Source organism: Pseudoalteromonas sp. OANN1 (assembly GCF_024124685.1).
Taxonomy (GTDB): domain Bacteria; phylum Pseudomonadota; class Gammaproteobacteria; order Enterobacterales; family Alteromonadaceae; genus Pseudoalteromonas; species Pseudoalteromonas piscicida.
This window is the reverse complement of sequence record NZ_JAMXSE010000001.1, coordinates 30,442-44,021: the sequence shown is the minus strand read 5'-3', so window position 1 is coordinate 44,021 and position 13,580 is coordinate 30,442. Positions and strand designations below refer to the sequence as shown.

The 13,580-nt window shown below is 44.4% G+C and carries 13 protein-coding genes and 1 pseudogene; 7 read left to right on the top strand and 7 right to left on the bottom strand.

Annotation, left to right across the window (positions count from 1 at the left end; translation table 11 throughout):
• Positions 1–18 precede the first annotated feature (18 nt).
• On the top strand, positions 19–612 hold the full coding sequence (locus NH462_RS00215) for a DUF998 domain-containing protein (RefSeq protein ID WP_010377549.1): 594 nt from the start codon (positions 19–21) through the stop codon (positions 610–612).
• Here NH462_RS00215 and NH462_RS00210 read toward each other — a convergent pair.
• The 5 genes from NH462_RS00210 to NH462_RS00190 form a co-directional block, all read right to left on the bottom strand.
• Entirely contained in the window at positions 602–1,249 is a 648-nt protein-coding gene (locus tag NH462_RS00210) for a tRNA (adenine(22)-N(1))-methyltransferase TrmK (protein ID WP_253050051.1), read from the bottom strand. The genes NH462_RS00215 and NH462_RS00210 overlap by 11 nt on opposite strands.
• 15 nt (positions 1,250–1,264) lie before the next feature.
• A complete protein-coding gene (locus NH462_RS00205; RefSeq protein WP_039497279.1) occupies positions 1,265–2,296 on the bottom strand; it encodes a DUF2955 domain-containing protein in 1,032 nt (343 codons plus the stop codon).
• A 1-nt stretch (position 2,297) separates the two neighbouring features.
• Positions 2,298–3,362: an HlyD family secretion protein gene (locus NH462_RS00200; protein ID WP_253050048.1), complete on the bottom strand. Its 1,065-nt coding sequence runs from the start codon at positions 3,360–3,362 to the stop codon at positions 2,298–2,300.
• Positions 3,355–3,840 (bottom strand): MarR family transcriptional regulator, encoded by a 486-nt coding sequence (locus NH462_RS00195; protein ID WP_010377559.1) that lies wholly within the window; start codon positions 3,838–3,840, stop codon positions 3,355–3,357. Before NH462_RS00195 ends, NH462_RS00200 begins: the two co-directional genes overlap by 8 nt.
• 92 nt (positions 3,841–3,932) lie before the next feature.
• Entirely contained in the window at positions 3,933–4,910 is a 978-nt protein-coding gene (locus tag NH462_RS00190) for a TDT family transporter (protein ID WP_253050045.1), read from the bottom strand.
• A 103-nt stretch (positions 4,911–5,013) separates the two neighbouring features.
• Between NH462_RS00190 and NH462_RS00185 the strand changes: the two genes are divergently transcribed.
• The 5 genes from NH462_RS00185 (at position 5,014) to NH462_RS00165 (ending at position 11,063) form a co-directional block, all read left to right on the top strand.
• Positions 5,014–5,883 carry a LysR family transcriptional regulator gene (locus NH462_RS00185; RefSeq protein ID WP_010377563.1) on the top strand — a complete coding sequence of 290 codons (870 nt, stop codon included), beginning with the start codon at positions 5,014–5,016 and terminating at the stop codon, positions 5,881–5,883.
• Positions 5,884–5,993: 110 nt separating this feature from the next.
• Complete coding sequence (locus NH462_RS00180) at positions 5,994–6,857, top strand: DUF417 family protein (protein ID WP_253050042.1); 864 nt, start codon at positions 5,994–5,996, stop codon at positions 6,855–6,857.
• A gap of 302 nt (positions 6,858–7,159) precedes the next feature.
• Positions 7,160–9,265 (top strand): 5-histidylcysteine sulfoxide synthase, encoded by a 2,106-nt coding sequence (gene ovoA, locus NH462_RS00175; protein ID WP_253050039.1) that lies wholly within the window; start codon positions 7,160–7,162, stop codon positions 9,263–9,265.
• A gap of 53 nt (positions 9,266–9,318) precedes the next feature.
• Positions 9,319–10,425 (top strand): aminotransferase class I/II-fold pyridoxal phosphate-dependent enzyme, encoded by a 1,107-nt coding sequence (locus NH462_RS00170; protein WP_253050035.1) that lies wholly within the window; start codon positions 9,319–9,321, stop codon positions 10,423–10,425.
• A gap of 74 nt (positions 10,426–10,499) precedes the next feature.
• Positions 10,500–11,063: a YSC84-related protein gene (locus tag NH462_RS00165; protein WP_253050032.1), complete on the top strand. Its 564-nt coding sequence runs from the start codon at positions 10,500–10,502 to the stop codon at positions 11,061–11,063.
• Positions 11,064–11,118: 55 nt separating this feature from the next.
• On the opposite strand, the gene NH462_RS00160 is transcribed toward NH462_RS00165, so the two are convergent.
• Positions 11,119–12,324, bottom strand: coding sequence for a Bcr/CflA family multidrug efflux MFS transporter (locus tag NH462_RS00160; RefSeq protein WP_010377573.1), 1,206 nt, complete (start codon positions 12,322–12,324; stop codon positions 11,119–11,121).
• Positions 12,325–12,555: 231 nt separating this feature from the next.
• Here NH462_RS00160 and NH462_RS00155 point away from each other — a divergent pair, with 231 nt between their 5' ends.
• Positions 12,556–13,353 (top strand): M48 family metallopeptidase, encoded by a 798-nt coding sequence (locus NH462_RS00155; RefSeq protein ID WP_010377574.1) that lies wholly within the window; start codon positions 12,556–12,558, stop codon positions 13,351–13,353.
• A gap of 27 nt (positions 13,354–13,380) precedes the next feature.
• On the opposite strand, the pseudogene NH462_RS22970 reads toward NH462_RS00155, so the two are convergent.
• Positions 13,381–13,494 (bottom strand): annotated as a pseudogene (locus NH462_RS22970) (metal-dependent hydrolase); the annotation flags it as partial.
• Between the last annotated feature and the right edge of the window lie 86 nt (positions 13,495–13,580).

Here is a 13,580-nt window from a genome sequence, read left to right as displayed (position 1 = left end):
GCATTAAGGATAGGCGTGATGCTGCAAGAGTTGGTGAGTTATTTTGGCATACTAGCAAGTATATGGATGCTAGTAGGGGTATATGGCGTTGCCAAGCGTTACCCAAATTATAGTCACAAAAATCAATTTTGTAGTGAGTTAGGCGCCAGTGGTAGCCCAACAGAGCGATTGTCTCCTGCAGTTAATAATTACCCCTTAGCCCTGCTATTTTGTAGTTTCGGTTTTTATATCATCTTGGTACCCGAAGGGAACTGGGCATTAGGTGTTATTGGCGGTTTGATTGTTTGTCATGGTCTAGCAACTGCTGTTGCAGGTTTCTTTCCTATGGATCGGGATCCATACACAACCTCGCCAAGTCGAGCGTGTAATATTCATTCTTTCGCAGGCATGGTAATGCTATTAAGCTTACTTATCGCCCCTTTATTGGTTTGGTTTGTAAGCCCGTTAAATTCACGATTTGCTTGGTTTTCTACCGTTTGTGTATTGATTTGTGTCGCTTTTAGCTATCAGCTTGCCAACGCTTACAAGCAAAAGCGTAATAGTGGGCTCTATCAGCGATTAAGTTATGGCACTCAGTTAGTTTGGCTGAGTGCACTGTGTTTTATAGTGTAAGGTGTTGATAAGCCGATAAAATGGCTTGCGCTTCGGGTTTGCCTTTGGCAACACGTGCATAATGATCCAGCGTTTTCTCTAAATAGCGTTTGGAAAGCGTTCCTTGTTGCCAAATCGCTTCGCCCAACGGGGTTATGGCAGCGCCAGTCTTACCTGAAGTGAGATAGAGCACTTCGTAAATACGCCGATTTTCTTCAACCAGTGACTCATGAACCACCTTAAGTGGCAAAGATTGCAAGTTTTGCCTCAGGGTATAATGATGATGAACTGGGCAAAGCAAGAAATCGACCTCGTCACGCAAATTGCAGCAAAGGCTTGTCATCAGTTCTGCGGTTAAGTCGCCACCAACACCTGCGATGATCACTAACTGCTTGCCTGAGTATTGTGCAAGAGGGAGCTTCGCAACGTCTTGAGTGTAAAGGCTATAGCGCGTTTCAGCTTCTGGAAAGAAGCGTGCGAGATCCAATTTTACTTTAGCGATAAGCGCTGGGACTACATCAACAAAGTGTATGTGCGCTTGGCTCGAATCTAAAAATTGTGCACCAAGCTGGCCATGATCGCAGCAGCAGTCCCAAATATGTTGATAGTCTTCAGTAACAACATCATGCAAAGTTTGTAAGCGTTTTCCAAGCTTCAAGTGGATTCCTTTTATTCAGGCGTAGGTATGGTGGCGCGTTGCACTAAAGTGGTTAAGTAGGCGATGAATAAGGTAGATTGCACAGAGACTTACCGTAATTGCAACGCTCACTGAACTGAAGCGATACAGTGCGCTGTAGATTAAATCTTGATTTGGTGCGAGAGATTGACCAAACAAGATCCCAAAAGTGGTAATAATACCAAAGCCAATCCCAGGAGCACCACCACTTAACAAGTGGTAGCGACTAAAAATGAAGACTAAGATCCATAAAATCAAAATTGGAAAAAGTAAAATTTGGCTATAGGTTTGCAGTAGGATTTGCGCTGCTAACGCCAAGTTACAACCTATCAGCGTGCCAACTGCACGTTGCCAGCCCGCTGTGCCCGCCGCTTTCCAACTCAGTGGAAAGAGGATTAATATTGATGCCGCTTGGGCGGAAACGGAATCTTGTAAATCTAGGATTTGGAATATCATAAATGAGAGTGTGGCTACGGTGGCGCACAGTAAGACTTCATGGCGAATACTTGCCGCGTCTTTCGCTGGCCGTGGCGGTAATTGACGCACAGTAACATCCGGAAATAACCAATGCATTACATATGCGGTTGCGATACTAATGATAATAGCCAGAGAGTTACTGGCTATGAGTGAATACAAGCCACCACTGGTTGAAGCATAACTGGCAAAATGAAGTTGGATTGATAGTCCCACCACACTCATTGCACCAAATAAGAAGTTAACGCCTTTGCTCATTTGCAAAAACAAAAAGGCAAATAAGGCAAAGGTGAGTAAGGACATTAACGCAGGGTGGAAGCCAAATAGCCCTTGTAGCACCAATACCGAAAAGGCACAGACCAACCCACTTAAGATAAACTGGCGCACTATATGTGCGTTTAACATTGGTACTAAGCCAAGTAGCAGCATGGGATATACGGTAAAAAAGATACCGTACGGCCAGTTGAGCAGTTTGCTTAGTGCAAAGCCTAGCGTACTCCCAGTTGCAATACGCAGCATCTGTCTGAGGTCATTGGCGTTTAGTGCAACTTTCATATCAATAAACGTAGTGAAGTAGACTGACGAATTTGATTTGCGCTTGTGCAAGGGTTGCAAGCAGAGAGCTTTCAGGCAGAACTTGAACAGTCGCTCTGGCACCACTTGCTAGTAAAGGTAATGGCTCATCAAATGCTAAATGAACGCGTTGACGCTGCGCATCTCGCACCCAGCGGTTGGAGGTCTCAACGGCAGCCAATTGGCCGTCGGCATTGAGCTGTCCATCACTGACGCCAGCAGAAAATTCATGGATCACGGCAGGGTATACTTTGCCCGGTAACGCATCAAAGCTCACTAGCGCTTGTTCGCCAAGTTTGACGTGGTAAAGCGATTTTTCTCTGAAATCCGCAGCTAAGTCAACATTGTCCGAAACCAAACTGGTTAGACTCACACCCGTTCGAGCATAGGTTCCCGTGGTGATCTGTAAGTTACTAATGATGCCATCATGGGGCGCGCGGATTTCGGTATAGCTGAGTTGCAATTTAGCCTGCTCTACGGTATTTCGTGCTTGCATGAGTGCAATATTCTGTTCGTCGGTTGCACCACGTTTTACTTCAAGCGCATGTAGATTAGCTCTGAGTGCACTGAGCTGTGACTTAGCCGTCGCAAAATTTGCTTGAATTTGATCTGATTCCTGCGTTGAAATTGCGTGTTGTGACAGCAAAGATTGGCTGCGTTTATAAAGTCGCTGTTGCTCATCATACTTGGCTACAGCAGCCTCTATTTGTGCTTGCTGGGCAACTATCTGTGCGTCTAATTGTTTGTTCTGTTGATTAACTTCTGCTAAAGCAAGCTCAGCCTTAGCTAATGCTAAACGATACGGCGCTTCATCGATAGTAAGTAGTAGTTGCCCTTGCTGAACGCTTTGGTTATTGCTGACATTTACTGCAAGCACTTCACCACTGACTTTAGGCGTCACTTTGGTTACTTGATGATACACACGTGCCTGAGGCGTCATTGGTATATAGAGATCAGCAAAGATAAAATAGCTAAAGCAGAGTGCAAAAAGGGCGATTGAAACCTTTACGTAGCGGGAAAATTGCTGATCTGGACTAAGTTTACTCACTGGTACTCCCATTTTCAGAAATATTGTCACAACATTGCTGAGCATTGTTCTCAAGTTTGACCAAAGCATGTGCAATAGCATTGAGCTCGTCATCGCTAAGCTCATGATATAAAAGTGCCTTCACTTCACTGATCCGCATCTTTAGCTGCGCTAACTGGGCTTGCCCGTGTTCGGTGAAGTAGATTTTACGACAGCGTTTGTCTTGCTTATCAATGCGGCGCTCAATCACATTATTCTCTTCTAACTGTTTCATCGTGCGAGTCAGGCTCGGCATTTCGATATCTAAACTGCACGCCAATTGGTGTTGTGTGCAGCCTTCACCCAAATGATGAATATGCATCATGGCGGTCCAGCGTGGCTGGGTAAAACCGAGTGGCTCTACAGCTTGGGTTACGGCTTGACGGCAAATTCTATGGACTCGGCCTAACTTGCCACAGAGACTGAGATCGAGCGTTTCATGAAATGGAAGTGACGACATAACTTAGATACATTTACTTAGCATGCTAAGTATTTTAAATTAGTTAGCATGCTAAGTAAATGCTGCATGTTTAGGTTATTGCAATATTAGTTTTAACTCTCTGAATTGGCGGTGCTTATTTTTAGTAAAAATCGCACATAGTGAATACAAACGTGGCTAATTACAGCGATCGCAACAACAAGTTCAAACCAAACTAGGTACTGCAACACACTTAACCAGCCTGAGCTTAAGTGTTCGCTGCCGGGCCAAGTGACGACTTTACTAATGGCGGTGACGCCGATGACTAATGGAAAGGTATATGCTGCAAAAGCGGGACTAAATGGCAGTCGCAGAAGCTGAATAAAAGCAAGGTATATCGCTAGGGTCATAATAATAGCAATACTCAGTAGGGCAAATACCACACCAGCCGCTGGCATTGGGTGGACACTTAAATATCCTGCCAAACATAGACTCGCAGGCGCTGCCATGACTGCAATTGTAGGTTGGGTTTGCTGTGGTATGGCACTGCCTCTACACAAACGGTAAATCATGAACGGTAGCAGCAGTAAGTAAAATATCACTCCCAAGTACCAAAGCCCCATAGCCAAAGGTTGCAACGCTGACATGCCGTTAAAGGTAACATCGGCAACGACAAACCCAACAGGGGGAATAAACCAACTTGGCACTAGCTGGTTAAGCTCAAAATTGCGGCTGCGAAAATACACGAAGCTGGTTAGCAACCCTAGGTGAAGCACAATGGCGAGTAGCCAAACCACAGTTGCAATAAGGTGAGAATAGGCCGCGATGCTATGAGAAATCACCATGATTGTCATGGCGCTGGTTGGTAATACACTCCCAACCACTGGATCTGCGAGATCTGCTCTTAATAGAGCTGGTTGATGAATAAACTTAAGCACTAACAGCAATAAAATAAAGCCAGCCAGCAGTGCACTTAAAGGTTTTAACACAAAAAATGTGGGAAAGAGGTTACTGATACACCAGCCTAAACTAGCTAGCCCAAGAGCAAGACCAGACATCGGGGTGGGGATATTGGCGGTGAGTTTTTTACCATAAGAAAGAAGCGTAGCCATGCGTAATTTCACAACAATTGTTCGGTGAAGGGATAATACGCTTGCGCTTCAATTAAGAATATCTGAATATATTTAAATTAGTGTTCAATAATTCTTAACGTCAATGATAACCCTTAAGCAACTCAATGTATTTACGGTAATCGTGCAAGAGCGTTCGATCACGGCCGCAGCGGATAAGCTATGTTTAACTAAGGCAGCTGTTAGCATGGCACTAGCGGAGTTAGAGCGTCATCTCGAACAACCATTATTTGATCGTGTAAATAATCGATTAATGATAAATCCTGCCGGAGAGTTATTACTACCGCATGCGCATCAAGTGCTTGATAGATGTCGCTTCTTAGAGTCCTTATTTAAAGGAAGCGAGAGGCTATATGGCGAAATTAAAATTGGTGCCAGCGATACCTTAGGCAATCATTTGCTGCCTCCCATGTTAGCGGCTTTTCAGCAGCAAACAGGGCATACGCAGCAGCAGTTGTTTATAACCAATACGGCGAAAGTGTGCGCCATGCTTCGTGATTACGAATTAGACATTGGTTTTGTTGAAGGCCGAGTGATAGGCGAAGATTTAGACATCATGCCTTGGTTTGAAGATGAAATGTGTATCGTAAGTGCAATGGACTTTGCGGTAACTGACTTTCAAATGCTGATACAAAGTCAATCTCGTTGGCTGTTGCGGGAACAAGGCTCCGGCAGTCGAGAATTTTTCTTAGCGAATATTGCAGCGCAGCTTACGTCGTGGCGAACCGCGTTTGAGTTAAATTCTACCGAGGCGATTATAAATGGTGTTGCGGCAGGGCTCGGTTTAGCGTGTATCTCAAAATACTCCGCTGAACATGCCATAGCACAGCAACGAATTAAGGCGCTTTCAGGTTTAAAAGCCACACCGAGGCAGTTTTGGCTGGTGACGCGTAAAGATAAATTTCAAAGCCCAATATTAACGCGACTCATTGACTTTGCGACGCACTGGCGTTGAACTTGCCTGCCGACTCAACACAGCTTGCAATGGGCATAAACTTCACAATCGCTGAATGAACTTTCTAAAACCTCGGGTCTTATAGACAATAGCATATTAAGAGGTTAGATATGTCATTCAGAACTATCGATTATTCTATTTCAGGCGTGTTAGCAGTGAGCTTATTACTGCTTGGCATTTCATTTTTGTTTGGCGCTGGGCCAAGTACTATTTCAGGCACCTTTAGCTTTTACGGGTTAACAGAGTGGGTGCCTGTTGCCACACTTGGTATTGTATTTGGCTTTGCGTTAATGGTTGCCGCGGGTCTAGTCATTTTACAGCAATGTAAGATTATTCCTGCGGCGTGGCCGCTTGCCTTAATCGCCATCATTAGTTTATTTACTTTGCTGACGTTGTTTGCCGAAAACCGCTGGATAGCAGCCCATGGCGGCTTTCCCGTTATTGGTTCTGGGCAAGGGGTCATCAAGTATTTTGCGTTAATACCCATCGCACTATTTCTCTACTGCCGTCATCATATCAACACGCGAACGCTCGTATGGGCGAACTATTTCCCGGTGGCATTGGTTTTAGTCTGGATCGGTGGAATGAAATTTCTTGAACTCGAAGCAAAGGCAATCGTGCCGCTAGTAGAAACTTCACCGTTTATGTCTTGGATGTATGAGTTGTTTACCGTGCAAGAAGCCTCAAACGTGATAGGCACCTATGACATTTTGATAGCAGGCTTGCTCGGCATTGGCATTTGGTTCAAACAGCGAGTCTTGATTGGTGTTGCAAGCCTTGGATGTCTTGCGGTATTTGTTATGACACAAAGCTTTTTGTTTACCGCAGTCGGTGCGTTTAGCGACATGAGCTTGCTTGGTGGTTTGGGACAATTTGTGATTAAAGACTTGTGGTTTATCGCCAATATCATGGTGATGGTATTTTTGACATTGGAGTCCAGCTCGGCTGAGTCTATAGAGCCAGCGGTCGCGTAAATTTCATTGTGATGCAGCCCTGCTGCCAAAAGAGCGTGACCTGAGTTGCGCTCTTTTTATTTTTATCATATATGCCAGATGTGCCAAGTGAAGTTTTTTCTGAAAATAGTCCTGTCGGCAGTGAAAATTAAATGTGAATAAGTTAAGGTCATAAAAAGTTGATATCAGTGGTCTAAGCTAGATTATCAAACGTATACAGCAAGATGCCATTGGTATTAAGTGGCAAAGTGAGCAAAGTTTAAAAGCTGCATGCATTGAAATGGTGTATGTATCGAAGTAGCAAGTTTAAAGAAGATAATTGTATGGAAAGACCAAATACATTAAAGCCAATCTGGCTTTCAGGTGGCGATGTAGAGAAAAAGCGCGCTGAGATCAAAGCATACTTCAACAATAGCTGGCAGCAGTACGAATCATTATTTAGCAATATCAACAATGACGACGCCTATTTTGTGAAGGCTGAGCGGTTACGGCATCCTCTCATTTTCTATTTCGGTCATACCGCTTGTTTTTACGTTAATAAGTTGATGTTAGGGAAATATATCACTCAACGTGTTAATCCACACATTGAATCTACCTGTGCAGTTGGCGTAGACGAAATGTCTTGGGACGACCTTGATAGCAATAATTACGATTGGCCAACAGTGCCAGAAGTGCGTGCTTATCGCCAACAGGTGAATGCGCTTATTAACGGGTTAATCGATGAGATGGATATTACTCTACCAATCACTCAAGAGAGCCTTACGTGGGTTGTCCTAATGGGTATTGAACATGAGCGTATTCACCTAGAAACCTCTTCTGTGATAATGCGGATGCTGCCGCTGGCTGACCTGACTTTACAACCCGGTTGGGATGCGTGTGATGAGTACGGTGATGCACCTGACAACAACCTAATCCCTGTAAGTGGTTGTGATGTTCGGCTTGGTAAACCTGAGTCAAATCAAACCTACGGTTGGGATAACGAATATGGTGTACAAGATGTCAATGTGGCGCCATTCAAGGCCAGTAAGTATGTGGTCTCAAACCAAGAGTTTTTAACCTTTGTCGAAGCTGGTGGCTACAATCAGCCTGAGTTTTGGACGGCTGAAGGTCAAGCTTGGCTGGCTTCAACTAAATCAACCATGCCGCGCTTTTGGGTAAAAAAAGACACAGGCTTTTGGCAACGAAACTTAGCTGAGGAAATCCCATTACCTCTCAATTGGCCAGTCGAGGTTAATTACCTTGAAGCGAAGGCTTTTTGTAATTGGAAGTCTGATCAAAGTGAGCATTTCGTGCGCTTACCAACAGAAGCTGAGTGGCAAGTACTGCGCGATAAGCTCGATGTTGACTTGCCGACATGGAGTGAAGCGCCGGGAAACATCAACCTTGAGGTATGTGCTTCAAGCTGTCCGGTTAACCGTTTTGAAACTGAAGGTTTATTCGATATCATCGGCAATGTTTGGCAATGGACGGAAAGTCCGATCGACGCATATAGCGGCTTTAAAGTGCACCCTTTATACGATGATTTCTCGACCCCCACTTTTGACGGTAAACACAATCTGATCAAAGGTGGCTCTTGGATTTCTACAGGCAACGAAGCCGTGCGAGATTCACGTTATGCCTTTAGACGGCACTTCTTCCAACATGCCGGATTCAGATATATCGAAAGTGAGAGCCCACAAGTGCCAGTACAAAAGGTCAACCTGTGTGAAATGGATGCGGACGTCGCCAATGTGCTACATAGCCACTACGGCAAGCCTGTTATGCATTTTGGCAATCCATTGCAAAGTGTTGTTTCACAGCTAATGGTGCATTATCAAGGTAATACAGATAAAGCGCTGGACTTAGGTTGTTCGGTCGGTCGTGCAAGTTTTGAATTAGCCAAACACTTTACTCAAGTAGATGGCATTGATTTTACTGCGCGCAATATTCAACATGCTTTGGCACTAAAAGAAGGCACGCCGGTACGCTTTGCTACTGAGATAGAAGGTGAAATTGTGGACTTCCACGAAGTGTCTACTTCGCAATTGGGATTTAATGAACTCAGTGAGCGTATTCATTTTTGCCAAGGGGATGGTCATAACCTTAAACCACAATTTGCAGAGTATGACTTAATCTTGTGTCACCGTGTTGTGGAATACTTATATTCACCAAAAACCTTTTTAAACCAAATTAAATCGCGCTTGAATGCAGGCGGGATCCTTGCCATAAGCTCAGCCTATCAGTGGGACAAGGCGCTAACCCAAGCACAAAACTGGTTGGGCGGTTATAAGGTCAGTGGTGAGAATGTCACGGGCCGTGATGGTTTAGAAATTTTACTGGGGCGAGATTTTGAACTGTTGGCTGAAGATGAAGTAATGTCCGCCACAAGCAAAAACGCACGTAAAGTTGAACTAGAGCGATGCCAACTTACGCTTTGGCGTCTTAAATAGTCGTTGATACCCATGCCAGCCAAAGTGCTGGCATGATTTTTTTAGGTTAAAGAATGGAATTAGTATTACCCGATCACATTAAGTTTAGTCAAAGCTTGGCTGCTCCCATCGATATCAACTTGAGTGATTCCTGTGCTCAAGGCATCACGCTTGGTGAACTTATTGAGCTTGGTGGCGGCAAAATGCCAGATATTGCACTGGGTTATAATCCGATTGCGGGCAGTGAAGGGCTAAAAACGGCGATTAAAGCTTATCATCTTTCGACGACTACATGTGTAGATCTTAATCAAATCGTGACGTTTAGCGGCGCTCAAGAAGCTATTTTCACCACGATGGCGCAATTACTAGACTCACAAGATGAGGTGGTGGTCTGCACACCAAGTTACCCATCGCTTGCAAAACTCCCCAAACAGTTTGGCGCTATCGTCAACACGGTGACATTGCGAGAAGAGGACAACTGGCAGTTTGATATAGAAAGACTCAAAAACGCAGTGACGACAAAAACCAAACTCATTATCGTCAACGCTCCTCATAATCCAACGGGCGCAGGCTTGACTGACAAAGAAGTTGGACAAATACAGCAGCTAGCAGAGCAGTGTGGTGCTTACATTTTAAGTGATGAAGTATCAGCACAGAGCCATGGCGATGACCGTGCCGTAAGTGGGCGTTTTTTAGCTTATCCGCGGTCGATTACGTTAGGCGTATTATCCAAAAGTATGGGCTTACCTGGCATCCGAGTAGGTTGGGCAATTTGCGGTTCGAAAGCACTAGCAGATGCGCTGCTGGCCGGTAAAAGCTACTTAAGCATTTGTGGTAGTAAAGTGGATGATCTATTGGCAAGAACCGCATTACTGCATAGTGAAACTATTTTAGCGCATAATGCGAACATCATTGCAAATAACGTCCAATTGATGCGTGAATTTGTCAATTTATACTCGCAAAAAGTCGCTTGGGTTGAGCCGCATGGCGGGGTGTTGTCTTTGCTGAAGATTAATTCAGTAAGGGATTCTGAAAAGTGGTCACGTCAATTTGCAGAGACCTCGAACACGCTATTGTTACCCGCAACGTTATTTCTATTGGAGAGCGAGTGCCACTTTCGTTTAGGAACGGGTAAGCGTAACTTTGCCGCTGGTTTGGCAAGGCTCGAAACATACCTCTAAATTAATCCAGCATTCAAACTAAGCGTCTATGATAGGTAGTGTTATTTTCAATTAATGCAGGAAAGGAAAAACCTATGGTAAACGTTAAACATTTAATGGCTGGCTTTTTGGCCGTCATGCTTAGTGCATGTGCTTCAATGGGCGATGGTGACAAGGTTGAAAAGCAACGTGCCATCCTAGATATGAAAAACGATGTACTTACTCAGCTTTACAGGAAAAAGCCGGATACGCGTTCGCAAATTGCGGCAGCGCCTGGTTATGCTGTTTTTTCTAATGCCAATATTAATCTGCTATTTGTTGCAGCTGGAACAGGTTACGGTGTTGTACACGATAAGGCGGTAGGAAGTAACACTTATATGAATATGGCTGAAGGTGGTGTAGGCCTTGGTCTAGGTGTAAAAGATTATCGTATTGTGATGGTATTCCATACTCCTGAAGCAATGAATAAGTTTGTTACTTCAGGCTGGACGTTTGGCGGAAATGCAGATGCTGCAGCGAAAGCCGCTAAAAAAGGCGCATCGGTAGAAGGGGAAGCCTATTATGGCGATGTTACAGTGTACACCTTTACTGAAAGTGGTTTGGCGCTGCAAGCAACAGTAAAAGGCACTAAATTCTGGAAAGATAAAGAACTAAATTAATCTGTTCTAATAACGATTTTAGAGAAAAGCCCCGCAAGTCGGGGCTTTTTGTGTATTACTCTTTGATTTCTGTGGCGTTGACACTTTTCTCAAAACGCCTATTTAGCAATTGGCAGACGATAGTTAGCACAATGGCAGCGAACATAAAGCTTGAGAATGGCAAAGGTGACTCAGGAACCGCGAGTGCAAGTAAAGGGCCGACCAAAGCGCCACTACCAAATCGTAGCGTGCCTATCACCGCGGTAGCGGTACCGGTTTGATGTTCAAAACTCAGTAATATCAGTGCATCAGCGTTGCTGGCAATGATCCCCAAACTCATCATCAAAGGTGCAATGGCAGAAGCTAGCACCCAAACCGAGACTGATTGGCTACTGAGTATGACTAAGATGGTAGAGCAGACGACACCAATCGCGAGACCGATATTGAGCATTCTCCTAGAACCAAGCCTTGGTACTAAACGCGTGTTGGCAAAGTTACCGAGCATCAATGCAATCACATTCATGGCGAATAACACTCCAAACAGCTGCTCCGACACGCCATAATACTCAAGATAAATAAATGAAACTGAGGTTAAAAAACAAAAGAATGCGAATGATGCCAGCATCGAAGAAAGAATATCGTAGCGGGCCTTCTTTTGTGTTAACACAATACGATAGCTTTTTAAGAAAAACGATAAGCTAAGCGGTACATCCGCTTTGGTCGGAATTGCAATACAGAAAAACTGTAATGCGATGATAACGAGTACAGCATAAACCGCTAAAAACCAAAAAATGGCGTGCCAATCAAAGTACAACAAGATCAACGCACCAAGAGAGGGAGCAATTAGTGGCGCTATCATCATGATCATCGAGACATAAGACATTCCTTTAGCTGTGTGCTCTTTGTAGTAATAGCGGATCACACCAGGTACAACGACCGTTGCTGCGGCACCACAAAATGCTTGAACGACCCGCAAGAAGCAAAACATATCGATGTCATTCGTTAGCGCAAGCCCAATTGACGATGCGGTAAACCCGACCAAGCCCCAAATAGCTAACGTCTGTCTTGAGAATCTATCTGCAAGGGGGCCAAACACCATCATGCCGACAGCATAGCCTGCTAAATAGCTACTAAGAGAAACCTGTACTTGCTCAAGCGGGCTATTCAAGCTGTTTGCAATCGCAAGCATTGCGGGGAGATAGAGGTCAATGGCCAAAGGCGTTATTGCGACAATACTAGCCAATAATGGCAATAGTATTGCGGGGAGTGTTGATGACTTCATATGTTGGTATTGTAACCTTATTAATGTTAAGCAGAATATATACACCAATCAGCGACGCTTTATATGGAGATGGAGCTCGGTGCACTAGAGGAGAGCAACGAAAAGACGGCGTTCTGATCAGCAGAAGTTCATGAAAAATTTTTTATATTGTACTAAGTTAGTCTCGTTAAGTGACGAAATTGCGGTAAACTTAGAGAAACTTAAGTTATAAAATAAGAAAAGGAACAAGTTATGAAAAAACTGGTTCTCGCGATAGCCGTGGCAGCAACCCTTGCAGGCTGCAAAACATCGCCTACCGGACGCACTCAGTTAGCACTCTATTCCGAGCAACAAATGGACCAAATGGGTGTTGCAAGCTTTGAGCAAATGAAGCAAGAGCAAAAAGTCGATACTGATGCTAAAACCAATCGCTACGTTAAGTGTATTGCAAATGCCTTAATAGCACAACTCCCAGCAAACTACGCAAACCAGCAATGGGAAGTTGTGGTATTTGAAGATGATTCTGCCAATGCATTTGCGCTACCCGGCGGTAAAATTGGGGTTCATACGGGGATCCTCAAAGTTGCAGAAAACCAAGATCAACTTGCGGCGGTTATGGGTCACGAAGTAGGGCACGTTATTGCTGAACACGCTAATGAGCGCGTATCGCAAAATAGTGTGTTGCAGTTTGGCCTGCAAGCAGGTGCGGCGGTGCTTGAAATGAATAATATCGAATATCGCAATGCCATTATGCAGGGATTAGGTCTCGGCGCGCAGTACGGCGTTGCGTTGCCATTTAGCCGCTCTCATGAAAGCGAGGCGGATGTTATCGGCTTAGATCTAATGGCAAAGGCTGGCTTTAATCCTGAAGGCTCTGTAGCGCTTTGGCAAAATATGGCGAAAATGAGCGAACAGCGTCCACCAGAATTTATGTCGACGCACCCTGCGCCTGAAAATCGAATTAAGCAATTACAAGCCAACATGACAACTGCCCAAGCAACCGCTAACAAAGCGCGTACGGGTGGTTTCGCACCAAGCTGTAAACGCTAATTTCTCAAAACACCAATTACACTTAAGTTAAGTGTAATTGGTGTTGCCTTCTATTTCACACATCAGCATAAATAGCCGTAACTCTAGCTCAAGTTGATGATAGTGAGGCTCCATATGCTGACAAAGCTTATAAAAGGCCTTTCGCACTACTCCTAACAATAAAATCAATCAACTATACCGAGAGAGTTTAAGTAACTAAGTAACACAAGGATAATATAGTGTTTTAT